This is a genomic window from Halobacillus sp. ABR2_026 (assembly GCF_056158545.1).
Genome location: NZ_JBSWTM010000001.1, coordinates 1,441,237 through 1,462,406 on the forward strand (window position 1 = coordinate 1,441,237; position 21,170 = coordinate 1,462,406).

Annotated in this window: 27 protein-coding genes; 19 read left to right on the forward strand and 8 right to left on the reverse strand. The window is 45.6% G+C overall.

The window, feature by feature from the left end; translation table 11 throughout:
• Positions 1–83: 83 nt before the first annotated feature.
• Complete coding sequence (locus ACXADE_RS07455; RefSeq protein WP_474979847.1) at positions 84–992, forward strand: hypothetical protein; 909 nt, start codon at positions 84–86, stop codon at positions 990–992.
• Between the two features lie 65 nt (positions 993–1,057).
• Positions 1,058–1,582 carry a DinB family protein gene (locus tag ACXADE_RS07460; protein ID WP_474979848.1) on the forward strand — a complete coding sequence of 175 codons (525 nt, stop codon included), beginning with the start codon at positions 1,058–1,060 and terminating at the stop codon, positions 1,580–1,582.
• Between the two features lie 139 nt (positions 1,583–1,721).
• Here ACXADE_RS07460 and trxA read toward each other — a convergent pair whose 3' ends face one another.
• Positions 1,722–2,036 (reverse strand): thioredoxin, encoded by a 315-nt coding sequence (trxA, locus tag ACXADE_RS07465; protein ID WP_474979849.1) that lies wholly within the window; start codon positions 2,034–2,036, stop codon positions 1,722–1,724.
• Between the two features lie 109 nt (positions 2,037–2,145).
• Between trxA and ACXADE_RS07470 the strand changes: the two genes are divergently transcribed.
• Positions 2,146–2,706 carry a CGNR zinc finger domain-containing protein gene (locus tag ACXADE_RS07470; RefSeq protein WP_474979850.1) on the forward strand — a complete coding sequence of 187 codons (561 nt, stop codon included), beginning with the start codon at positions 2,146–2,148 and terminating at the stop codon, positions 2,704–2,706.
• Between the two features lie 79 nt (positions 2,707–2,785).
• Here the strand turns inward: ACXADE_RS07470 and ACXADE_RS07475 are convergent, their stop codons facing one another.
• The 3 genes from ACXADE_RS07475 to ACXADE_RS07485 all read right to left on the reverse strand — a co-directional run bounded on the left by ACXADE_RS07475 (position 2,786) and on the right by ACXADE_RS07485 (position 5,345).
• Positions 2,786–3,253 (reverse strand): FixH family protein, encoded by a 468-nt coding sequence (locus tag ACXADE_RS07475; RefSeq protein ID WP_474979851.1) that lies wholly within the window; start codon positions 3,251–3,253, stop codon positions 2,786–2,788.
• 151 nt (positions 3,254–3,404) lie between these two features.
• Positions 3,405–4,757 (reverse strand): PepSY-associated TM helix domain-containing protein, encoded by a 1,353-nt coding sequence (locus tag ACXADE_RS07480; protein WP_474979852.1) that lies wholly within the window; start codon positions 4,755–4,757, stop codon positions 3,405–3,407.
• Between the two features lie 12 nt (positions 4,758–4,769).
• Positions 4,770–5,345: a DeoR family transcriptional regulator gene (locus tag ACXADE_RS07485; RefSeq protein ID WP_474979853.1), complete on the reverse strand. Its 576-nt coding sequence runs from the start codon at positions 5,343–5,345 to the stop codon at positions 4,770–4,772.
• 276 nt (positions 5,346–5,621) lie between these two features.
• On the opposite strand from ACXADE_RS07485, the gene ACXADE_RS07490 reads away from it, so the two are divergent.
• The 11 genes from ACXADE_RS07490 (at position 5,622) to ACXADE_RS07540 (ending at position 10,873) form a co-directional block, all read left to right on the forward strand.
• The gene (locus ACXADE_RS07490) at positions 5,622–6,020 is read left to right on the forward strand and encodes a VOC family protein (RefSeq protein ID WP_474979854.1); all 399 of its coding nucleotides are present in this window, start codon (positions 5,622–5,624) and stop codon (positions 6,018–6,020) included.
• Between the two features lie 186 nt (positions 6,021–6,206).
• A complete protein-coding gene (locus ACXADE_RS07495) occupies positions 6,207–6,482 on the forward strand; it encodes a hypothetical protein (RefSeq protein WP_474979855.1) in 276 nt (91 codons plus the stop codon).
• Between the two features lie 37 nt (positions 6,483–6,519).
• Positions 6,520–6,969 carry a hypothetical protein gene (locus tag ACXADE_RS07500; protein ID WP_474979856.1) on the forward strand — a complete coding sequence of 150 codons (450 nt, stop codon included), beginning with the start codon at positions 6,520–6,522 and terminating at the stop codon, positions 6,967–6,969.
• A 28-nt stretch (positions 6,970–6,997) separates the two neighbouring features.
• Entirely contained in the window at positions 6,998–7,432 is a 435-nt protein-coding gene (locus ACXADE_RS07505; protein ID WP_474979857.1) for a GNAT family N-acetyltransferase, read from the forward strand.
• Between the two features lie 19 nt (positions 7,433–7,451).
• The gene (locus ACXADE_RS07510) at positions 7,452–8,246 is read left to right on the forward strand and encodes an SMI1/KNR4 family protein (RefSeq protein ID WP_474979858.1); all 795 of its coding nucleotides are present in this window, start codon (positions 7,452–7,454) and stop codon (positions 8,244–8,246) included.
• 130 nt (positions 8,247–8,376) lie between these two features.
• A complete protein-coding gene (locus ACXADE_RS07515) occupies positions 8,377–8,676 on the forward strand; it encodes a hypothetical protein (protein ID WP_474979859.1) in 300 nt (99 codons plus the stop codon).
• A gap of 25 nt (positions 8,677–8,701) precedes the next feature.
• Positions 8,702–9,061 carry a nuclear transport factor 2 family protein gene (locus tag ACXADE_RS07520; protein WP_474979860.1) on the forward strand — a complete coding sequence of 120 codons (360 nt, stop codon included), beginning with the start codon at positions 8,702–8,704 and terminating at the stop codon, positions 9,059–9,061.
• Positions 9,062–9,160: 99 nt separating this feature from the next.
• Positions 9,161–9,349 (forward strand): helix-turn-helix transcriptional regulator, encoded by a 189-nt coding sequence (locus tag ACXADE_RS07525; RefSeq protein ID WP_474979861.1) that lies wholly within the window; start codon positions 9,161–9,163, stop codon positions 9,347–9,349.
• Positions 9,350–9,367: 18 nt separating this feature from the next.
• The gene (locus ACXADE_RS07530) at positions 9,368–9,685 is read left to right on the forward strand and encodes a hypothetical protein (protein ID WP_474979862.1); all 318 of its coding nucleotides are present in this window, start codon (positions 9,368–9,370) and stop codon (positions 9,683–9,685) included.
• 33 nt (positions 9,686–9,718) lie between these two features.
• Positions 9,719–10,705 (forward strand): phosphotransferase family protein, encoded by a 987-nt coding sequence (locus tag ACXADE_RS07535; RefSeq protein ID WP_474979863.1) that lies wholly within the window; start codon positions 9,719–9,721, stop codon positions 10,703–10,705.
• A gap of 39 nt (positions 10,706–10,744) precedes the next feature.
• Positions 10,745–10,873: a hypothetical protein gene (locus ACXADE_RS07540; RefSeq protein ID WP_474979864.1), complete on the forward strand. Its 129-nt coding sequence runs from the start codon at positions 10,745–10,747 to the stop codon at positions 10,871–10,873.
• A 22-nt stretch (positions 10,874–10,895) separates the two neighbouring features.
• Here ACXADE_RS07540 and ACXADE_RS07545 read toward each other — a convergent pair whose 3' ends face one another.
• Positions 10,896–11,765 carry a DMT family transporter gene (locus ACXADE_RS07545; RefSeq protein WP_474979865.1) on the reverse strand — a complete coding sequence of 290 codons (870 nt, stop codon included), beginning with the start codon at positions 11,763–11,765 and terminating at the stop codon, positions 10,896–10,898.
• Positions 11,766–11,981: 216 nt separating this feature from the next.
• Between ACXADE_RS07545 and fosB the strand changes: the two genes are divergently transcribed.
• Positions 11,982–12,404 carry a metallothiol transferase FosB gene (gene fosB / locus ACXADE_RS07550; RefSeq protein ID WP_474979866.1) on the forward strand — a complete coding sequence of 141 codons (423 nt, stop codon included), beginning with the start codon at positions 11,982–11,984 and terminating at the stop codon, positions 12,402–12,404.
• 77 nt (positions 12,405–12,481) lie between these two features.
• On the opposite strand, the gene ACXADE_RS07555 is transcribed toward fosB, so the two are convergent.
• The gene (locus ACXADE_RS07555) at positions 12,482–13,195 is read right to left on the reverse strand and encodes a GntR family transcriptional regulator (protein ID WP_474979867.1); all 714 of its coding nucleotides are present in this window, start codon (positions 13,193–13,195) and stop codon (positions 12,482–12,484) included.
• Positions 13,196–13,280: 85 nt separating this feature from the next.
• Positions 13,281–14,375: a tartrate dehydrogenase gene (locus tag ACXADE_RS07560; protein WP_474979868.1), complete on the reverse strand. Its 1,095-nt coding sequence runs from the start codon at positions 14,373–14,375 to the stop codon at positions 13,281–13,283.
• Positions 14,376–14,570: 195 nt separating this feature from the next.
• Here ACXADE_RS07560 and ACXADE_RS07565 point away from each other — a divergent pair, with 195 nt between their 5' ends.
• A complete protein-coding gene (locus ACXADE_RS07565; RefSeq protein ID WP_474979869.1) occupies positions 14,571–16,202 on the forward strand; it encodes an SLC13 family permease in 1,632 nt (543 codons plus the stop codon).
• A gap of 312 nt (positions 16,203–16,514) precedes the next feature.
• Here ACXADE_RS07565 and ACXADE_RS07570 read toward each other — a convergent pair whose 3' ends face one another.
• Complete coding sequence (locus tag ACXADE_RS07570; protein ID WP_474979870.1) at positions 16,515–16,742, reverse strand: hypothetical protein; 228 nt, start codon at positions 16,740–16,742, stop codon at positions 16,515–16,517.
• A gap of 228 nt (positions 16,743–16,970) precedes the next feature.
• Here ACXADE_RS07570 and ACXADE_RS07575 point away from each other — a divergent pair, with 228 nt between their 5' ends.
• The 3 genes from ACXADE_RS07575 to ACXADE_RS07585 all read left to right on the forward strand — a co-directional run bounded on the left by ACXADE_RS07575 (position 16,971) and on the right by ACXADE_RS07585 (position 20,547).
• Positions 16,971–18,335, forward strand: a complete 1,365-nt coding sequence (locus ACXADE_RS07575; RefSeq protein ID WP_474979871.1) for a DUF2254 domain-containing protein — start codon at positions 16,971–16,973, stop codon at positions 18,333–18,335.
• Between the two features lie 437 nt (positions 18,336–18,772).
• Positions 18,773–20,041: an MFS transporter gene (locus ACXADE_RS07580; protein ID WP_474979872.1), complete on the forward strand. Its 1,269-nt coding sequence runs from the start codon at positions 18,773–18,775 to the stop codon at positions 20,039–20,041.
• 29 nt (positions 20,042–20,070) lie between these two features.
• On the forward strand, positions 20,071–20,547 hold the full coding sequence (locus ACXADE_RS07585) for a VanZ family protein (protein WP_474979873.1): 477 nt from the start codon (positions 20,071–20,073) through the stop codon (positions 20,545–20,547).
• Positions 20,548–21,170 lie beyond the last annotated feature (623 nt).

A 21,170-nucleotide genomic window follows, 5' to 3' on the forward strand; every position in this document is an offset into this window, starting at 1 on the left:
TGAGAAAGATCGTGTCATTTGAAATAATTGGAATGTTGATGACGATTTAGCGATGAAGCATAAGAATAAAGGCTGGGATTAATATGAAGAAGTGGTTGATTGGCATTGGCATTTTGGTAATAGTTGCTATGATCTCCGCATGTCAGGTGGAAAAACCTTTGACCTCCGAAGGAACCGATGCACTTGAAGAAAAGCCGAAAGTGCTGCTGGAACATGATGGTGAAGGAGATCTCCCGGTAAAATCGGTAAAGGAATGCTGGGAGGAAAATTGTTCAGAAGAAACGGCGAACAGGAATGATGGGTCTATAAAAGAAAAAACGGAAGGATTGAATCCAGTAACGATCCAGAGTGACTCGGAAATCCAAGTCATCGTTGAAGGGAAGCAGCCCGATCGAATGAGTTATCAAAAGCTGGAAGAGAATAGTTCAACAGTGGAAAATGTAACAGGCCCTATTGATATCCATGGCGATGGCAGGCAATACTTTTTATTGACGGCCGAATGGCGTACAGAAGAAGGTGCCTTTCAAGGATCGAAGACGGTTGGTTTCATTCTTGATGTAGAAGGAAAAGAGGAATTGGTGCAGAAGAAGGAATTAAGCGAAACTTCTTTTATCTTTCAAGGGGAAACGTATCCCGCCGATTACCATGTTATCTGTATGAATGAGACGTCATGTGAAGCTTCTCCGACGAACGTAACCGAACCGTTCGAGGAATGGAAAGACGATGTAGAACCTGCTGAAATCGGGGCCAGCATTGGGGACGAAGTGACGATTAACTTCGCTGATTCCCTCTCTCCTCCTGACAGTCTCTACATACGCAAGCAACAGGGGGCGACGGGCACGGCTGAGAGGGTCGAAAATACCTCTATAGAAATCATGGGCGAAGAAGGACCATCAATCAGATATATTATTCACGCGAAATGGGAGGAAGATGGACAAACGGTGGCCCACGTACAATTTGTCTTTTTTGTTCCGAATCCGACGCTTTCATGATTGGAAAAGAGAAGAGAGGTAAAGACGAAGCAAGCCAATGATTTCAAACATGGAGGTTGAATGCTATGAATTTTAAACAGGAGGAAGCACTTGAAATCCTGGAAAGGACACCGGAAACGCTCGGACGATTTCTTACCGGTTTATCAGAAGGATGGCTGAATAGCAGGGAAGGGGAGGACACGTGGAGTCCTGCTCAAGTGGTGGATCATCTCATTGAATGTGAAAGAAGCAACTGGATCCCAAGATTGAAGTCGATCGTAGATGAGGCTGCGGATCATCATTTTCCTCCTTTTGATCGGGAAGCTCATTTGAAAAATCCGGTAGAACCGACCATGCCCGAAAAAATCCATCGGTTCCAAACGCTTCGCTTACAAAATTGCAAGGTCGTTTCAACATTGGTTCAATCAGACGAACAATTGGAATGGACGGGAATTCATCCGGCATTTGGTGAAGTGAAACTTAGAGAATTGCTTTCGACCTGGGTCGTGCATGATTTGACTCACCTTTCACAAATTGTAAGAGTTATGGCGGAAAGATACAGAGATGACGTGGGTCCATGGGAAGAATACTTAGGAGTACTGAAAAATTGAAAGATGACGGAACCTGTCCCTCTCATCTATTTAAGGACAATGAAAAAGACCGTGGGCGTGGAATAAGAACCTCGCACACGGTCTTTTTTTGGGGAAGAACTTATTTGAATGAACGAATGCCTTTTCAGTATTAGTTAAATCAGGCGTGCTGTTTAGCCGTCGAGATGATTTCTTCTTTAGGCTTGACTCCGACAGATTGATCCACGACTTCACCATCTTTGAAGAATAGGAGCGTCGGTACACTCATCACGCCGAATTTCTGAGCCGTTTCCGGGCTTTCATCGACATTCAGTTTGACAATTTTAAGCTCTTCTTTCATTTCACTGTCAATCTCTTCTAATATAGGATCGATGATTTTACAAGGACCACACCAAGGGGCTCCGAGGTCCGCAATAACAAGGCCGTTTTTCGTTTCTTGATCGAATGTTTCATCTGTAACTTTTTGGATCGCCATACGATTGCTCCTTTATAATAAAATATAACCACTAAAAATAAATTTAGTAGTTAGAATAATATCTTATGTTATAATTGGCGTCAACAATTAAGTTTAAGGTAGGTTGAATATGAGTCTAGAAACGAGATATTCCCATTTTTCGGATGTGCTGTTTATCAACTTTCTCAATACGATGAATAACGAAAATAACAAACCGACGGATTTTTTGATGGAAGAGGGGATGGTCGACCGTTTTTTGTCTTTGATGGAAGACAAACACCTCCTCCATCCGCTGCAGGTGAGGCGAATGAAGGAAGAGGAGATCAGCGTTCCTGAACTTCAAACCTTCCGAGAAGAATCCCGTGAATTCTTCCTCAATAATGATGCTTCCCTAACTCCTTTCCTGGAAATGCTTCAAGAGAAAACGGAGCAGGCCCCACTTTCGTTTTTGGCCGCTGAAGGTTCCCTTGTGGCTCTTCCGAAACAGGGTGGGACAGACGGTCTACTTTCTGTGTTTGCCTATACAATGCTTGAAGCATACGAGGGTGGTCTTTTCCAGAAGATGAAAAAATGTGAGAATCCTCATTGCGTTTCGTTGTTCCTTGATAAAAAAGGAAAACGGAAATGGTGTTCCATGAGCCTGTGTGGGAACCGGGCAAAGGCTCGTAAGCATTATCAAAAAACAAAATAAAAAGTTTGTCCGTTCCACCCCCTTGAAAATAGGAAAACCCCGGAGGTTTCAGGCCCCCGGGGTTTTTGTGTTCCAATCCTCAATGGTGGGAATTCTGCATAGGCTGCTGCTTTGGGGCGTGGGCCTTTAAATAGTCCCAATCACTTTCTGTTAATTCTCCAACGACGAACTGCTTTTCAGGAAGAATGGCTGACCCCTCATTTTCTGCATGGAGTCTAGCAAAATACAGGCCTTCTGTTTTGAAAAACGCAGGGATGGTGTAGATGCCTTCTTCATTGATCGTGGATGGTTCAAGCTGTTCTGTATACGTGCCGTCCTGTTTTCTGATGACCAACTGAATTTTTTCTGCTTCCTTGATTCTTTTTCCGTTTTGAGTAAGGATGACTTGAATCACTTCCTGTTGATTCGTTTGATAAGAATCCTGTGTGATCATTTCTGCATGGAGCGGTTCTTCTTTTTTATAGAGGTCGGCTGCGTCCTCCTTTAAGGAGCAGCCCGTCATGACCAGGAGGCTCAACGTAATGACGACCCAAATTTTTGTTTTCATGTCTTTCACCACCTTTGTAGTCGATATGTTTTTCCCACCCAGACGGAGCAATAAATGACAGGTTTGGAATTATTGAAGGTTTCGTTCCTGGATGTTTCAGTTAGGAACAGCAGGAAAAAGGGTCCTTTTCAAGAGGCTCACCGCACTGGATTTAAGCGTTCAAGTATTTTTTTAGCTTCGGTATCCTTTGAATGAGAAGCGTGTCAATGAGCCAGACGATCATCAGGGATGCACCTACCAATGGGAACAGGATTGCAAGCAGGAGGATGACCGTAAGAAAAACTTTTTTATTGATTATAGGTGCTGCTTTTGGTGCACCAGAATTTTGCAGGGGCTTTCGTTTCCACCATAGATAGAAACCAGAAACCGCCGTCAGGATAATTCCTAAACAAATGAGAAGGTTAATAATTTGGTTGATAAAGCCGAATTGGGTGCCTTGGTGCAAGGTGATTCCCCAGGCAACCGCTTTGGCTATCGGGCCGTACTGCTCATATTGATAGTCGGCCAGTACGGCGCCTGAATATTGATCGATATGGACGGTAGCTTCATCCTGAGCTTTCGGTGGGAATGCGGACAGGGTGTAGACGCCTTCTTTGTCGCTGGGAATGTAAATGGTGTAACTCGGATGAACCTCCTGTTTTTCGGCAATATCTACGACATCATTGATCGACAGAGAGTTGTAGCCTTGTAAATCAGACACAGGTACATCCATGTTTTCAGCGGCCCAGGGAACTTCTGCAATATCTTTCGTCTGGACATTTGATGTAGGGGCGCTTCCGGTCCAAATGGAAGGAGGATATCCTTCTCCAGTATTTGTTGCGATGTTCTGAAAATTCGTTCCCCAAAAGCCGGACCATGGAAGGCCGGTCATAATGAGAAAAAGCAAGCCTCCTGTGATCCAGAAAGCGGGGACCGCATGCAAGTCTCGCCTGAGAATCCTTTTCTTCTTTTTCCTTGGATAGAGCACTCCGCCGAGCCCTTGTTTTTTCTTTTTCGGAAACCATAAAAAGACACCTGTCACAATCAGAACGATGGCCCAGCAGGCGGCGAGCTCGACAATCCGGTCACCGGTTGTTCCGATCATCAGTTCCCCGTGGAATTCGAGAATTTTATCCATGATCCTGTCATCACTAGCAAGTGTTCCTGTAGATTCTCCAGTATAAGGGTCAATAAAGATAGTCATGGATCCACTCTCGGTCGAAACACCGAATTCACTGGAACGTGTAGCGCTTTCTCCTGGGCGGTAGGAAGTAATCGAAGCGCCGGGGTACATTTCTTTGACGGTTTCCATCTGCTCAGCAGGTGTGATCTTGTTTCCCTCAGCCGTCACTTCATAATACTCCTCATAGAGGACTTGTTCGATCTGTGGCTTGAACAAATAGATGGAGCCGGTAACCGCCAGAATGATTAGAAAGGGAGCAAAGATGATGCCGGCATAGAAATGCCAGCGCCAGACGGTTGGATAAAGGCCGGCTTTATCTCTTTTCTTTTTGGAAGGTTCCATAATCGTTCTCCTTTATTGGTCACAGGAGCAGCTGCTCCCGTTCATTTCAGTGTGGATTTTATTCATCGCCTCGTTAAAATTGAAAATGTCTCCTTCAAATCCTTTTTGGAAACGTTCGGCATTCTCTTTTGAGGCAAAGACAATGGGCTGAGGTGCGCAGCAGTTTAAGTCGATTTCCGCATCGATTAAATAGGTGGCAACTTTTAAACTGATCGTTGTGTCTGTCAGGAAATCCTGTCCGATCAGTTGAACGACCTCTTCTTTAATATCCTGATATCGAAGCAGGGCACAATGAGCACAGCAGGCGTTTTCCACTTGTTGATCGTTCTTGATGATTTGAACCGAAAGCCGGCCTTTGGCAGGTTTCAGGCAGTAGACACAGCTTCCTGGTGGTGTACGTTCAGCTATATCGCCTTTAGCGATCCCGTTAGCTGTCTTTTTAATTTTATTCTCTGCGAGAAGTGGCTTGATATCACGGTAAACGGTCATTTCTGATACATGGAGCCGTAAGCTGATGGTCGAAACCCGCAGCGATTCTTCTTTTTCAAGCCATGTTAAAATTTGTTTTTGTCTGTCAATCGGTAACATCGGTAACCTCCTTGATGGAATGAGCAGTAGGTGGCGTACATTTTGTAATGCCCTTTTATTAGAGTAATAGAAGGCGGATGTTGGAACAATACAATCTGTGTTGAAAAATGTTGGTATTTGTTAAATTGTAACAAGATAGTCATCGATTCCTCACAAATTGTTCAAAGAAGCGGTGATCTAGTTATGCATAGATTTCGTAAGTGTCTCCTGCCTCATAGAATTCTAAGATATAATTAAATAGAATCCTTGGATTGATTAGGTGAAGGAGGAAGGGTCATGAGTGAAGGTCTACTGCATCATGTTGAACTGTACACAGCTGATCTAAAGAAGAGCCTGTCTTTTTGGGACTGGTTTTTGGAAGAACTGGGGTATAGCTCCTATCAAAAGTGGGAGGGCGGACAAAGTTTCAAAAAAGGAGAGACCTACTTGGTTTTTGTCCAGGCGGAAGGTCGTTTTCTGGATGTCCCTTATCACAGGTGCCGTCCTGGCTTGAACCATCTCGCCTTTCATGCGGCATCCCGCGAGCGTGTGGATGAAATGACAACTATGCTCAAGGATCGAGGCGTTCCTATTTTATATGAAGAACTCCATCCTTTCGCTGGCGGGGAAGATTATTATGCTGTGTATTTTGAGGGTCCTGAGAGGATGAAGGTGGAATTTGTTGCACCTTTGTGACGAAGTTATGATAGAAATGCCCGTACGTAAACCATTCCGTACGGGCATTCGTGTATCGTTGAGCATCCTGGATTGTACCTTCGGGAAAATATTGTTGTCTGGGTTTTCTTATACTGCCAGGAATTGAGTTCTGGGAGGATGTTTGAAATAATTGGAATACTATGAATGTTTTAAGGGGGAGCTATCATGAAAAAAATCCTGCTGATGTCCGCTCTATTTGTCCATGCATTTTATTGGATGGATGTGCTGATCGGGTTCAACCTCAGGCTGCCTTTATATGTTCAGGCAGGGTTGGGAGCCGTCTTCTTAGGGAGTATGATGATGGCGGTCATTTTTTTGAGACGGTCATTCAAAAGTTCTGGGTACCACCCATATCTTTCCGTGACCCTTCTTTCGTTGGGGCTCGCCTCTTTAGGCTGGTTTTTATTTACCGGGTCATTGGCTCTGATTATGGGTGTTTAGCGTGTCATTTTCTGAAATTGAAGGGAGAGATTCATGGATGAACCGCCCCAAATGGGTGCCTGGAATCGGGTTGTTCTTATGTTTGCTTGCGGCAGGGTGTGCAGAGAATACCTGGGAGGAAAGTGAACGGTTCGAATCGGGCGCTTATACGATGATTGGAGAGGTCGATCAATTAGGATTTATCTATGATGGGAGCGATGTCGTCAAGTTTCACCCTGGTCAAACCCAGAAATATATGTGGCATTTCTGGGGGGAGGAAGAAGAACTAGCAGGCGAATTAAAGGTAGTCGCTACCCATGAGAAAGCGAATGAAGTTGTTACTGTCCTTGATGATGTTGATGTGGTGGTTGGCAAACATAACGGGGCGGATGCTTCGACTCCTTCGCAAATGTCTCTTCCTGAAAGTGGAATGTGGAAGCTGGATGCTTTCATTGATGATCGTCTGCATGGATCGGTTTACGTTCAGGTACACGAGAAAGAAACCTGATGGTGAAAAATTTTTTAGGAGGAGTCAGATGGATGTGCAAAGGATTACACCGGAACAGACCTACTCGCTCCGTCACAAAATCTTAAGACCGCACCAACCTTATGAAGCCTGTCAATATGAGACCGACCACAATCGTACGAGCTTTCATTTGGGAGTGGTGGAAAAGGGTGAAATCGTCAGTGTCGCTTCCTTTTATCAGGAGTCATTCTCCGGGCTTTCCTCCCGTAAACCCTACCGTTTACGAGCGATGGCGACGGTTGAGACCTACAGGTATCGAGGAGCAGGAAGAAGAATAGTAGCTGAAGGGGAGCAGGTGATAAAGTCAGAGAGTGGAGACCTTCTCTGGTGTAAAGGGAGAACAACTGTCCTGCGTTATTATGAAAAGCTGGGGTTCGAAACGTTCGGGGAAATCTTTGATTACCCGCCGATCGGTCCTCATATCATCCTTTATAAAGAGTTGTGATCCGGAAGGGGGCATTTGTATGTATGGTGTCTGGTTGAAACACACAGGAGAAGATCCATATCAGTTAAATCAGCTAGATATGGATACGATCAATGATGTTGAAAACAAGCTTAAATGGAAGCTGCCTCAGGCGTATAAAGATTTGATCCTGGAACAGAACGGTGGTCTCATCAACTATCACTCGGTTTATACCGAAGAGTCAGGGAAAGAGGATGTCTTAGGGATCGATCATATCTATGGTATCGGCAGCCCCGGGATACTAGACAGCTCTTATTTCATCAAGGAGTGGGATCTCCCTGCGCATCTTTTGATTTTCAGTGGCGATGGGAATGTATGGTTCGCCCTGGATTATTCCACTCCCACGCCCTCTGTTATTCATATCGAAACTGACGCAGGGAAAGTGACGAAAATAGCATCAAGCTTCGGCGAATTTCTGAACAGCTTGACGGATAAGGAAGTCTCCCTTGAAGCGGAACGTGACGACTGGACGCAGGAAGAAGCGGAAGCCATTTTTTCTGGTGGGAACGATGTGCAGATTGAAGAAGCTTTACTCAGTATGGCGTATACGAATGATGTCGGCTGGTATGTTCAGCAGCTGCACCGTTTTTCTGACCATCGTACCCTCTTCATCAGAGAAGCGGTTGTGAATATCTTACATGATCATGCCCGGTACTGGTTGATGGAGATGGACGAAAGGATACATCCCGCTGTAGAGGAAGGATTGAAGGATCTGCTTGTTACGTTGAGCCGTGATGAGAATGAAGGGATTCGTTCAGAGATTGAGGACATAAAAGCTAACCTGGAGGTGGGATGAAGGAAGAAAACTTCAGAACGGAAGGCGATTTTTGAAGGGTTTTTTCAAAAAGGTTTCTCGTCTATGATTCTCCTTTTTATGAAACCATCAGCTCCTGAAAATCGTATGGGAGGAAAAGGGGGGATAATCGATGTGGCTCTTGATCTTTCTCGCGATGATTATCGTTCCGATGGCTGTTACTGGATACGGGGCTTATAAATCTTCAGGTTATCAAAAGGGAAGTATCGTCCTGCATCTGGATGAATGGTATAAAGATCATTCCAAATATGTAAAAGCGATTGAAGCTGAGCTGCACCAGCAGGGGAGAGACGCTCAACATCACGGAGGGTTTAAGTTCATAATTGATGAAAAACCCTACACCCTTCATCCGCGAATCGTCACCCAAGCACGTGTTCCGATGCAGCGAACGATTTTATTACCGGATGAATAACTGAACCATTGAGAGGAGTGATGCATTGGTTGCTTTAGGAGATCAGATCCAGCATTTAGAACAGACACTGCTTCAAGCAGACGTCAGAAAATCACCGGAAAAGCTTAAGGAGTTGCTGTCCGATGATTTTCTAGAATATGCGAGTACAGGGGAAATTTATGATAAAGACCATGTGTTGAACCGTCTGCCTCAGGAAGAGGATCCGCAAATCGTGATGAAAAACTTCCAATGCCGATCCTTATCAAGGACCTCTGTTTTAACGACCTTCCACATTCACGTGAAGAAGCGTGGAACCTATTCGTTGCGGAGTTCGGTGTGGAAATTGAATGATGGGAAGTGGCAGATGACGTTCCATCAAGGAACGCCCACAAAGATGGAAATATAGTTCAGGGTGTCAAAAGTATTTGACACCCTGTTTTTTTATGATTACTATAAAGGTGTAAAATACTTTTGACAATCATGAAGGGCAAAGGGCGGGGGTATATTGAGGAATAAAATAAAAAGGTTAAGGGAAGAAATCGGGGTCTCCCAAGGGAAGCTGGCCGGCCGTTGTGATGTGAGCCGGCAGACGATCAATGCCATTGAGAACAATAAGTATGACCCCAGCCTTCAGTTGGCTTTTGACATTGCGAAGCATTTGGGAACAACGGTGGATGACGTGTTTAAACCTTAAAGATGAAGGAGTAAAAAAATGAGTGTATTTTTAACAAATATAATCGTGCCGATCATTTGGCTGCTTGTGGTCGGGTGGTTATCCGGAGGACATGGTCTGATCTTCAAACCGAAAGAGGATGAACGAAAAGAATGGATTAAACAGAAAGCGGTCATTCAGAGCTGGTCGACTCTGATTCTATTTATGCTGACCAATCTTCTTTTTGATGTGTTCCACGTGGGTGATCCCCGGCTGGACGGGATTAGGTTACAATATCCAGAGCTGTTTTACTTAGTCATCCTGTTGATCAGTTATTGTGTTTTTTATGTCATGAATGATCGGAAAGTAACGGCATAGCTAGGGCACATGAAATCTGAAAGGAGAGGGACGATGAAAACAGGCTGGGAACGATCCAATGGAGAGTTGCGTCCTGAGTTAAGTACCATACAACGCCTACTAGGAACGTTTTTGGATGGAGATATCGTAACAAGTTATGAGTGGATGAGCGGAGGATTGAATCATTCACATTTCAAAATGACAACATCTTCAAGGGAAGTTTTTGTGCTCCGCATCTACCAGTCGGATCATGAGACGATGGAAAAGGAAAAACAGCTCCTTCAACTTCTGAAAGGCTCAGTCCCCGTGCCGGACGTTTATGATTATGGATCCAGTGATTGTGTGCTCGGTCATCCTTATATCCTCTTAAGTATGATTGACGGCGGGCAGTTATCGGAAGGAATGGTCGGTAAACATGACGGAGAGATCCTTGACATCATCCGTGAGGTTGGGAAGATCCTGGCCCATATCCACCGGATTGAATTTCCCGGTTCAGGACTTTTAAATGAATCTCTACATATTAAAGAAAGGGTGGTATTGAACGGGGAACGGTTTCTTAGTTTTATAGAAGAAAGTCTGAGTGATGGATTCGGGCACCTTCACATAAAAGAAGAACTCTGTGCGAGGGTTTTGATGTTTGCCAGGACCCATGCGCATCTAATGGACGATCTCAGTAAACAGACGTCATTGGTTCACGGAGATTTCAACCCGTTGAATATCCTGGTGAAAGGGAGTTCAGTTGTTGGAATCATAGATTGGGGGTATTCCCTCAGTGGTTCAGGCTTGATGGATATTGGTAATCTGCTCAGGTATGAAGATGTAAGGAATCCGCAGATTCTTGGTCCTTTCATATATAGCTACAGGAAACATGGCGGCCATTTGCCAGATCAATGGCTCGAAAAAGCCAAACTGATTGATTTGATCGCTTTGTGTGATTTGCTGAATCGAAAAGAATGTGGAGAAACGAGGCGAAGAGATTTGGTCCGGTTGATGGAGAAAACGATGGAGGACTGGCCGCTGTTAAAAGAGAAGCAAACGTGATGCGCCGTGTGGCAATTGAAGAGTAGGGAGGTTGGAAAAATGGGTTTGGTGTATATCGGTATCTTTTTTGCGGGGATGGGCGTCTTTTTTGCAGGGACGGCCAGCCTATGGGCCGTTTCTGTGTACGCTAAGAAAAGCAATCAGCTCCAAAAGAAGTCAGAATCATGACTTCCCCGGAGCTGGTTGAGTTTCAGTCTGCTTGTTTAACACTCAGGAAGGTGATCGTGAACAAAATCAGGACCATTCCAAGGACCTGAATGAACGACAACGTATCTCCGAGCACGAGCAGCCCGAACAGGGAGGCTGTCACTGGTTCGATCATGGCGACCATGGAAGCGGTGGAGGGTTTTGTATGACGTATTCCGATTACATAAATGATGAAGGAAACCCCCGCGCCGATCAGTCCGAGAAGTATGAACCAGCCGAGGTCACTGGAAGTCAGCACGCGGATGGCTTCTGATTTGTCCGTGACAAAGAATAGGATCGCGCAGAAAGCGAGAAAGGCGATCGTCAATGTCGTTTGCGGCGTTCCATACGAGGCGGCATTTTTAAAACCAAAAATGAACAGGGCATAGGATATTCCTGCGCCGAGCCCCGCTGCGGCGCCAAGGAAACTGACAGAAACTGATGCAGGATTATAGGCTCCCGTAAGCAGGACGATGCCAAGGAGCACCCCGGCAATGCAGCTCCATTTCAACCAGGACGAACGCTCCATTCCAAAAAGGAACGAAAAGAGCAGGACGAAAATCGGTGCGGTGTACATCAACGTGGCAGCAACGGCCACACTGGAAGCCTCGATTCCGAGGAAATAAAAGGTGAAGTTCCCCGCAACACCGATCCCTGCTAACGCTGCCCACAAATAAACGCGAGACGAATAGCTGTAGCTCTGTTTAAATCGGAGAAGAAACCAAAGGGCAAAGCAGACCAAACCTACCGCACCGCGGTAGAAGGAGATGACGATCGGGTCCCATCCTTTATCCATCAATATGTCCGCAATCCCTCCGCTCAGGCCCCAGCAAATAGCGGCGAGCATGACGAGCCCTACACTTGCATATCTCATGTTGTACCTCCTTCTCGAAACTATTGATCCTGGTATTGAAAAATCGAATACAAAGGTATTGTTCAAAGCATTGTAATCATTTCCCTTTGTTTTCTTTTGCTTAAACCTGAGATTTATGAGGAGGGGCTTGGTGGGAAGTGAGGGCAGTAGGGTGGGGCTTTTTTAAGGATTTTGCAGTCCGTATTATATATATCCCCCGTTGATAGAGGTGATTTTATGAACATTAAAGGCGTAAGCCATTTCCTTTTTTCCGTATCTGATTTGGAAAGAGCCATTGAATTTTATCACCGGGTACTAGAAGCGAAACTTCTTGTGAAAGGAAAGACCACGGCTTATTTCGATCTGAACGGTCTTTGGATTGCCTTGAATGAAGAAAAGAATATCCCGCGTAACGACATTCACCGGTCGTATACGCATATCGCTTTTTTTATAGAGGAAAAGGATTTTGAAAAAGCTTGTCAAAGACTGGAGGATCTCGGTGTGAACATTCTGTCCGGACGGGAGCGGGACAGCCGAGATAAGCGTTCGGTTTATTTTACGGATCCCGACGGACATAAGTTTGAGCTGCACACTGGGACTCTGCAGGACAGGATCGACTATTACAAAGAAACAAAACCTCATATGAATTTTTTCGATTAAGATGCACGTTTCCGATCAAAAAAGCGCCAGAATCACGTCCCATCAGGGGAGGGTCCTGGCGCTTTCATGCACAATCATTATATAGCATGAAGGATTTCATTCTTCGCTCTTTTTCGATGGGATTGCATGGAAAGTTCTGCGGCAAGTCCATCTTTTGCCCGCATGCAGGCAAGGATGGCACGGTGTTCGATGATGGATTGGTACGGAAGGGGCCGTTTGTTGATTGTAATCAGGCGGGCCCGATATAGTTGATCCGCATAAACTTCGATAATGTTCGAGAGTCTTTCATTTTCAGATAGAGCAATGATTTTGAAGTGAAAAAGGTTGTCGAGTTTCGCCCATTCCTCCAAATCCTGTTCATGAATGGCTTTCTCCTGCTGTTCAATGAGACCCTCAAGTCCTGTCAGTTCTTCATCGCTGATTGTATACGTACAAAGCTTTGAAGCGAGTCCTTCGAGGGTTTCAATAACTTCATAGATCTCCTGTAAGTCTTTGGCCTCGATCGGTTCGACTTCAAATCCTTTCCTCGGGATGAGGTTCACAACGCCCTCTGTCTCAAGGCGGATGAGCGCTTCGCGGACAGGCGTCCGGCTCATGCCGAGCACTTCTGCAATTTCCCGCTCGAGAATCGTCTTTCCAGGAAGAAGTTTCAGATTCCTGATGGCGAGCCTTAGGATTTGATAGGCCCGTTGAGGCAGCTTTCTTTCCGTTACGCTTATGACGATCGGTTCGAGTTCCTGCTGGACATGCTGAATATCAATGGATGATCCTTTTGTCTGTTGATCTTTCATAGTTCACCACTTCACCTTTTGTCTTTGTTTCTATTATAACAAGAAGCCAAAATAAAAAAGAGGGGAGGCCCTCTTTTTTAAATCGTTACACGTTCGTATACATTTTTGATATGTGGGAGAGGATTTGATCGGTCACTTCTTTTGTCGAGCTGTTCCCTCCGATGTCAGCCGTCATGACGCCATCTTTAGTTGTGGCCCGGATGGCTTCGTTGATCAATTGCGCTTCTTCCTGCAAACCTAAATGCTCTAACATCAGAGCTGCGCTTCCGATGGTTCCGATTGGGTTGGCAATTCCTTGGCCAGCGATATCTGGTGCGGAACCATGAACAGATTCGAACATGCTTGGGAAACGGCCGTCGAGGTGAAGGTTCGCACTTGGGGCAATACCAAGACTTCCGGCCATCGCACTGCCGAGGTCGGAGAGGATATCCGCATGCAGGTTACTGGCAACGACGACTTCCAATTCTTCCGGATGCAGGACGAACCGTGCCGCCATCGCATCGACAAGCCATTGGTCGGTTTCAACTTCCGGGTATTCCTTGCTCACTCTTTCGAATACTTCATCCCATAATACCATTCCATACTGCTGGGCATTACTTTTCGTTACGCTCGTCACTTTTTTCCTTTTACGAGTAAGGGCAAGGTTGAAAGCGTGGCGGATGACTCGCTCACATCCTTCCTCAGTAAAGACAGAAGATTGGACCGCGACTTCTTTTCCAGGGCCCCGGCCTGTGAAATTGCGTCCACCGACTCCGGAATATTCGCCTTCTGTATTTTCCCGGACGAGTACCCAGTTCAATTCTTCTTTGTTCGGGTGGTTCAACTTCCCTTCAACTCCTGGTAGAAATTCGACGGGGCGGATGTTCGCCCACTGATCGAAGCCTTGACAGATGGCTAGTCGCAGTCCCCAAAGGCTGATGTGATCGGGCACTGTCGGGTATCCGACCGCTCCAAAATAAATCGCATCATGGTCTTTGATCCGCTCTAATCCGTCTTCATCCATCATTTTCCCATGTTCCAGGTAATACTCGCATCCCCACGGGAAGAAATCGCTTTCAAAAGTAAACTTATTGGAAGTTTTTGAAAGATGCTCTATTACGCGTAGTCCTTCACTGATGACTTCTTCACCGATCCCGTCTCCAGGAATGACCGCCAGACGAAAATGCTTTTTATTTTGCATGTAAGATTCCTCCTAAGAAATTGAATATGTTTGACTATTTCAAATATTAAATAATGTATACGTAAATGTCAAGTTTAGTTAGAAAAATACTATTTTTAAATTATTCTGAAGATTATATTGACTTTAATGTATACGTAACGTATGATTCGTGTATGAAAGCGTTAACAAATATCGTTGAAAGGAAGGGATATTCGAATGTATTTTCATTCTGTATGGGAGCAATTATGGCGGTGGGACCATAAACTCAGGAAAGACATTAAGGATGCGGGTAATTTTTTATTCGCAAAATCTTCAGCTAATGCTGCTGTAAGGGAGGAGGTTGACCCTTCGGCGCAGGAGAGTGAAGAAAAGCCTCCAAAGCCAGGGAACTATACGACGGCTCAAAAAATCGGATTGTTCCTGGGTCCGTTACTGTATGCATTGATCACTTTCCTTGTACAACCGGAAGGGATGAGTCCGGAAGCGGTGCAAATGCTTGGACTGATCAGCTGGATCGCTACGTGGTGGGTAACGGAAGCCCTCCCGATTCCAATCACTTCATTACTTCCGCTCCTGTTGTTTCCGATTACGGGCGTGATGGAAACCGGAGAAGTGTCTTCTTCCTACGGCGATCCTCTAATCTTTCTATTCGCAGGAAGCTTCATGATTGCGCTGACGATGGAAAAATGGAACTTGCACAGACGGATCGCTCTTGCGATTATTGCTTTCATTGGCAGCAGTCCGAATATGATCATTTTGGGTTTTATGGTGGCGACCGGATTTTTGTCCATGTGGATATCAAATACAGCGAGTACGATGATGATGGTCCCTATCAGTCTGGCAGTTACGAAGCATGTCGCAGATTCATTGAAAAATAGTGGGGCAGACGTTACGCCAGGTAACTTCCCATTTGGGACGGCGATCATGTTAGGGACAGCATATGCCGCTACTGTCGGGGGATTCGGGACGTTGATTGGAGCTCCTGCGAATACGATTTTGGCAGCTACGGTGAACAATTTGTACGGAATCGACATTTCCTTTGCACGGTGGATGTTATTCGGTGTTCCGATGGTCGTTCTAATTATTCCTCTAGTCTGGTTTTACTTAGTGAAGATCGCTTATCCAATGGATATCAAGCATATTCCAGGTGGAAGGAAGATTATTAAAGCGGAATTGAAGGAACTAGGGAAGATGAGTTATGAAGAAAAAGTCGTCTTAACGGTGTTTTCATTGACAGCGCTTGCATGGATTACAAGAAGTTTGATTCTTGAAACCTTCATCCCTGGCATTGATGATACATTGATCGCCTTATTCGGGGCGTTCGTCCTGTTTTTGATTCCTTCAAAAAATAAAAGTGGCAGCATCCTGGACTGGGATACTGTCCTCAAGCTGCCGTGGGGAATCTTGTGGCTGTTTGGTGGCGGTCTTGCGCTAGCTGCCGGGATCGTCAGTTCAGGTCTGGATACGTGGATCGGAAATCAGCTTGTCAATTTCAGTGATATTCCATTCTTTATTATGGTTGGACTGATCATTGCTGTCATTACAATGCTTACAGAATTCACATCTAATACGGCGACATCCACGATGGTTTATCCAATCGTTGCGGCAGGTGCGGCAGCATTAGGTACGGATCCGATTATTTTGATGGTAGCCGCTTGTATGGGCGCAACGTTCGCCTTCATGTTTCCTGTGGCAGCCCCGCCGAATGCGATCGTTTTTGCTACGGGTTATATTAAAATGAGCCGCATGGCATCGACAGGTGTTTGGCTGAACTTATGCAGCATCGTGTTTTCTGTTCTGATCGTCTACTTTTTCGTCCCTGTCATTTTTGGAGGGTTATTGAATTGAAGACCATTGAATAATAAGGCTCTTATCAATTTCGGAATTCGTAAACTCAGCAAAAGAAGAGGAACGTCCATGTATTTTTGGACGTTCCTCTTCTTTTGCTGAGTTATTCTTGGTTGCTACCGTTTGGGGAGATCATGAATTGAGATGTAGGTGTGTACTTAAAGGCTAGAGGTAATGATTCGCTTCCAAAAGAACGGGTGTACATGAAAAGGGGCAGTCTTATGGGGGTGATTTGCATCTATTGTTTTATAGAGGGGGAGGCTAGGAAGAATCAGTAGGCATGAATCCTCCTAGTGGGTATGGGACATAGGTTCAAGTCAAAAGGAAATAAGTATTCGTTTGCCCTGCATCATAACAGATGAGGTGTGGCCTTATGTCCATAGGGAAATACTTGATTCCTGTCGGCTGCATCTTCATAAAAAGCAAAAGCTCGTCATTGGAAGTGAAATCGGCCAGCTCACCAAACGTGTACTGGTTATGTTCATTGCTGAAACTTATCCTTGTATACCTTTCCTCCATCAGGAATTGAAGCAGTTCCATTTAACATTCCCCCTCACGTTATGCCTTCCCGTCACACATGCAGTCAAACGTCTGTTTGGGTTATTATTTATATATTAAAATAATATCTCATCAAAGGTAATTTTTTCAGAGGGTTGTATTTACTTAGATTTACCCGGTCTAATTCAGGGTAGACATTAGGGTACCTTATACTATGAAGAGAATGGTGATCATATGGGATTCTTCTATTACATACGGAAATATTTTAAAATGTCTCGTCGTCAGCGAAAAAGTGAGCTGAAATCAACGTTATGGTTCATGCCGTTCTGGTATATTCTGGGCGCGGTTGGTCTATCTGCTTTCACTTTTTATTTGGACTATGTCGTGGATATCAGCTTGTATCTGCCGGCGGCCATCGGATTCAGCGGTCAGACGCTGCAAGTGTTGCTGAGTGCGCTTGTCGGAGGGGTGCTGACATTGAGCGCTTTCACGATTAACTCCCTCCTCGTCGCCCTGACGACGTTCAGCGGTCAGTTCTCGTCGAAAATGCTCGTGAATTTCGTCAGCGACAGAGCGACTCAGCATGTGCTTGGGATTTTCAACGGAAGTTTTATTTATGTTCTTTTGAACTTCTTGTATGTAACCCATGAAGAAGAGGAATATATCGCTGCGACTCCGGTATTATCGATCCTTACAGCGATCACAGCAGCGGTAACGTTCATTTATTTCATTAATCATACGACCACTTGGATGCAGGTTCATAATATTAGTTTCAATATGAACGCCAAATCCAAGTCCGTCCATGCTTCTCTTGAAAAAGAACTCGGCCCTTTTCATCTGGATAAAGAAGTAACGCAAGATGAACTCCCCGGTGAAGCAGAAGGAAAAGTCATGACCGCTCGTCAGTCCGGCTATTTACAGGTTGCTGATTTTTCGCGGTTGGTTAAACAAGCGTGTAAGGATGATGTTCTCCTGAGGTTTGACGTCAGGATCGGTGAATTCGTGATTGAAGGGACGCCGCTCCTCACCTATTGGGAAAAAGCACACCCCGTTGATCCGGGTCGTTATTACAAATCGTTGGAAATCGGAGTCAAACAAACCGAAATTCAGGACTTGGAATACGGCCTCATCAAGCTGGCTGAAGTGGCGATCAAGGCACTCGGGCATAATGATCCTTTAACGGTCAGAAATACGCTGCATCAGATTGCCGATTTGCTGAAACGGATTGGAGCGACTACGAATTTTTCCCCTTACCTTTTCGATGAAAATCAGCAGCTGCGTATCATTTTGAACCGGAAGGATTTCCGTTATTACCTGCACCAGGGGTTTGCATCCATCCGGGAATATGCAGATCAGAATTCGAGCGTCATGTCAGAGTTGATCACCATGGTCGCCCTGCTCAGTAAGACGCTCGAGGAGAAGTTTCATGAGGATCTGTGGGAATTCGCTCGCCAGACGATCTTAGGTTTTGATCATAACAGTCTTTATGAAAATGACTGCCTGTATATCCTGGAACAACTTTCTGTGCTTGCGAAGCAAACCGGTCATCAGAAGGATTACCTGTTCCTGCTGGAATATATGCTTCAGCAGGTCAGCTCCAAGAGATGCTGCGCAGGGACTGGCAGGCAACAGTGAAGAATGATCAGCAAAGAGTGAGTCAAGATCGGAAGGGCGAAAAGAGAAGGCTAGAATTGTTCCTTGAGAAAAAATTCCATTCCCTCTTTACAAATGGGATCAGCTATTGCATAGTATAGTGAAATGAAGAACCGGCGATGAAGAGAAGAGTAGATAAGCAGAAGGCTGAACAGAGAGCTCCGTCAGCTGAAAAGGAGTGAGTCTTCCCTTATCCAAGCAAGCCTCTGAGCTTCTCATGGGACCTTTACGTGCGATCATGAGACGGGATCTCCCGTTATAGAGACAGGGTATATGTTGTACCTGATGAGCCTGAGGGTGGTGACGCACTCGGGAAAACTGGGGTGGCACCGCGACTGAAAACCGATCCTCGCCCCCAAGATGAATTCTTGGGGGTGGGGTTTTTTTATTTTTGAAAAAGGTCTCGGGGGAGGGTGCTTATGAAAATGAATAACAAGTGTCAATCAGGGACAGTCCCGGTTCTTCTGCTGTCGGCGATCGGGTTATCGAACATCGGGGACTGGATTTATTTGATTGCCCTGAATTTAATCGTACTTGATGATACAGGATCTCCGTTTGCGGTCGCTATTCTCTATTTATTGAAACCGGCGGCCGCTATCGTGACGAATGGATGGGCGGGGTCTTTTGTCGATCGTCTGAACCAGCGGAATGTAATGATCGGTCTTGATACGGCAAGGGCTTTTCTGCTCTTTGCCCTTCCTTTTGTTCCATCGCTCACGATTATGTATGGTCTTGTACTGTTTATTAACATGGCTGGAGCTGTTTTTGAACCGGCGTCGATGACGTACATGACGAAACTGATTCCAAGCGAAGATCGGAAACAGTTCAATGCTTGGAGAAGTCTGGTGGACTCCGGCGGATTTCTTATCGGGCCCGCGATCGCTGGCCTCCTGTTTATAGTCGGGGCTCCGGAATGGGCGATTTACTTTAATGCCGCTACGTTTTTGATTTCCGGATGGATGACGGCAGGACTGCCGAGTATAAAGGGGGAAGTGGTGGAAGAGCATGAAGAGTGGACGTTTGCTGTTTTGAAAAAAGACTGGTCGATCGTCCACCGGTTTACAAAGGACCATGCGCGGGTGATGATGATCTATTTCTTGTTCGGGACGATGATGGTCATGGCTGCTGCTTTGGATTCTTTGGAAGCCGCTTTTTCAAAAGAAGTGCTCGGGATGTCGGATACGTCCTATGGTTTTCTCGTCAGTATCGCAGGGGCTGGGATCGCTCTTGGGGCTGTTGTTCTCGCATGGATTGGCCGTCATATAACGGTGACGGCTCTTCTTTCCGGAGGCTCCTGCTTTGTAGCCTTGGGTTATTTGATTTATGCCATAGCGGACAGTTTCACGGGTGCGGCGTCCGGCTTTCTTCTGTTGTCGTTCGCGCTCGCTTTTGCTAACACTGGGTTTCACACCTTTTATCAAGAGCACATTCCTGTAAAAGTTATGGGGCGCGTCATGAGTGTTTTTGGTTTGTTGGAAAGTCTGCTCATCATCCTTGCCACGACAGGGATCGCAGCTGTGGCTGAGTGGATAACCATCAGGACGGCCGTCCTAGGTGGAGCGATGCTGATGCTGGTGATCACCTTGGTCCTCGGTTTCTGTACCGTGCACAGGGAGGGAACGAAAGCCCCGAGCAGAAGGCCGGATGATTTTTCCGGTGGGTTTCGTCCTCCAATAGAGAGGGGATAAGAGGATGAAAGAGAAGGTTGGAGGTTCTTATGTCAAAGACTATGAAAAGCTTGCTGTGGATCGGTTTTATCAGTTATGTTATTTTTCTCATCATTTTCATGTTTTTTCGACTTCGCGGTGGGGAATCGATGGATCTCCCTTGGCAGGAATATATGAAAAGTCATACGAATCTCATTCCGTTCAAGACGATCTCTGATTTCATTTCAGGAGTGGAAAACGGATCGATGGGGCGCTGGCCGGCGGTGAAAAATCTGCTCGGAAATATACTCGTCTTTATGCCAATGGGTATTTTCCTACCTTCATTATTTCACAAGCTCACCCGGCTCCGTAGGTTTCTGCTCGTGTTCATTCTTATCATTATGACAGCAGAAGCAGCTCAGCTGTTAACGAAAAGAGGAAGTTTCGATATTGATGATTTCATCTTGAATGTTATGGGTGCCTGGCTAGGGTTCTTGGTCTGGAAGACACAGGTGATCAGAAGACGTCTGGAGGGAGGGGATGACTAGATTCGTAGTGATGACTGAAGGCATGACTCATAGTGGGAAGTCCACATTTGCACGGCACTCCTCGCTTTTTTTAAAGGCTTTGTAAAAGTTGCTATTACTGCATAAAAAGGAAATTCCAATTTTATGGAAATTCCTTTTTTGTATTTGGCTTATTCAACGAAAGCTCCCGTTTGTGGAAGACTCAGTTTCGAGATGTTTGTGTGATTCTAGGGGCTCCGGGAAAAGGTTCGCTTTCCATGGGGCGGGCGGTGAGCCTCCTCAGGCTACGCCTTCCGGGGTCTCACCTGTCCCACACGTCCCATAGGAGTCTCACCGTTTCCCTCCGCCCCTTTCCCTTATAAGTGTCTCGAAGCCACTTTAAAAAGGGTGAGCTTGAATGGTTGAGGTTCGAACATCTTTATGGATTCGTAAGTTTCCCATTCTTCTCCCCCAGGCGGGCACATCGTGCGTAGTATCAAGTATTTGCGTATGCTAAACGTTCATGGGGTAGAGATGATATCATTCCCTTCTCTTACTCATACAAGCTGATTTGTTAAGTAGTGGTTTCGAGACACTTATATGGCAAAGGGGCGGAGGGGAATGGCGAGACTCCTATCTTAAGTGTGGAGGCGCCTCGTTCAGCG

Coding starts and splice junctions, on each gene's coding strand:
- ACXADE_RS07455 (WP_474979847.1), top strand. CDS start 84: ATGAAGAAGTGGTTGATTGGCATTGGCATTTTGGTAATAGTTGCTATG.
- ACXADE_RS07460 (WP_474979848.1), top strand. CDS start 1,058: ATGAATTTTAAACAGGAGGAAGCACTTGAAATCCTGGAAAGGACACCG.
- trxA (WP_474979849.1), bottom strand. CDS start 2,036: ATGGCGATCCAAAAAGTTACAGATGAAACATTCGATCAAGAAACGAAA.
- ACXADE_RS07470 (WP_474979850.1), top strand. CDS start 2,146: ATGAGTCTAGAAACGAGATATTCCCATTTTTCGGATGTGCTGTTTATC.
- ACXADE_RS07475 (WP_474979851.1), bottom strand. CDS start 3,253: ATGAAAACAAAAATTTGGGTCGTCATTACGTTGAGCCTCCTGGTCATG.
- ACXADE_RS07480 (WP_474979852.1), bottom strand. CDS start 4,757: ATGGAACCTTCCAAAAAGAAAAGAGATAAAGCCGGCCTTTATCCAACC.
- ACXADE_RS07485 (WP_474979853.1), bottom strand. CDS start 5,345: ATGTTACCGATTGACAGACAAAAACAAATTTTAACATGGCTTGAAAAA.
- ACXADE_RS07490 (WP_474979854.1), top strand. CDS start 5,622: ATGAGTGAAGGTCTACTGCATCATGTTGAACTGTACACAGCTGATCTA.
- ACXADE_RS07495 (WP_474979855.1), top strand. CDS start 6,207: ATGAAAAAAATCCTGCTGATGTCCGCTCTATTTGTCCATGCATTTTAT.
- ACXADE_RS07500 (WP_474979856.1), top strand. CDS start 6,520: ATGAACCGCCCCAAATGGGTGCCTGGAATCGGGTTGTTCTTATGTTTG.
- ACXADE_RS07505 (WP_474979857.1), top strand. CDS start 6,998: ATGGATGTGCAAAGGATTACACCGGAACAGACCTACTCGCTCCGTCAC.
- ACXADE_RS07510 (WP_474979858.1), top strand. CDS start 7,452: ATGTATGGTGTCTGGTTGAAACACACAGGAGAAGATCCATATCAGTTA.
- ACXADE_RS07515 (WP_474979859.1), top strand. CDS start 8,377: ATGTGGCTCTTGATCTTTCTCGCGATGATTATCGTTCCGATGGCTGTT.
- ACXADE_RS07530 (WP_474979862.1), top strand. CDS start 9,368: ATGAGTGTATTTTTAACAAATATAATCGTGCCGATCATTTGGCTGCTT.
- ACXADE_RS07535 (WP_474979863.1), top strand. CDS start 9,719: ATGAAAACAGGCTGGGAACGATCCAATGGAGAGTTGCGTCCTGAGTTA.
- ACXADE_RS07540 (WP_474979864.1), top strand. CDS start 10,745: ATGGGTTTGGTGTATATCGGTATCTTTTTTGCGGGGATGGGCGTCTTT.
- ACXADE_RS07545 (WP_474979865.1), bottom strand. CDS start 11,765: ATGAGATATGCAAGTGTAGGGCTCGTCATGCTCGCCGCTATTTGCTGG.
- fosB (WP_474979866.1), top strand. CDS start 11,982: ATGAACATTAAAGGCGTAAGCCATTTCCTTTTTTCCGTATCTGATTTG.
- ACXADE_RS07555 (WP_474979867.1), bottom strand. CDS start 13,195: ATGAAAGATCAACAGACAAAAGGATCATCCATTGATATTCAGCATGTC.
- ACXADE_RS07560 (WP_474979868.1), bottom strand. CDS start 14,375: ATGCAAAATAAAAAGCATTTTCGTCTGGCGGTCATTCCTGGAGACGGG.
- ACXADE_RS07565 (WP_474979869.1), top strand. CDS start 14,571: ATGTATTTTCATTCTGTATGGGAGCAATTATGGCGGTGGGACCATAAA.
- ACXADE_RS07570 (WP_474979870.1), bottom strand. CDS start 16,742: ATGGAACTGCTTCAATTCCTGATGGAGGAAAGGTATACAAGGATAAGT.
- ACXADE_RS07575 (WP_474979871.1), top strand. CDS start 16,971: ATGTCTCGTCGTCAGCGAAAAAGTGAGCTGAAATCAACGTTATGGTTC.
- ACXADE_RS07580 (WP_474979872.1), top strand. CDS start 18,773: ATGAAAATGAATAACAAGTGTCAATCAGGGACAGTCCCGGTTCTTCTG.
- ACXADE_RS07585 (WP_474979873.1), top strand. CDS start 20,071: ATGTCAAAGACTATGAAAAGCTTGCTGTGGATCGGTTTTATCAGTTAT.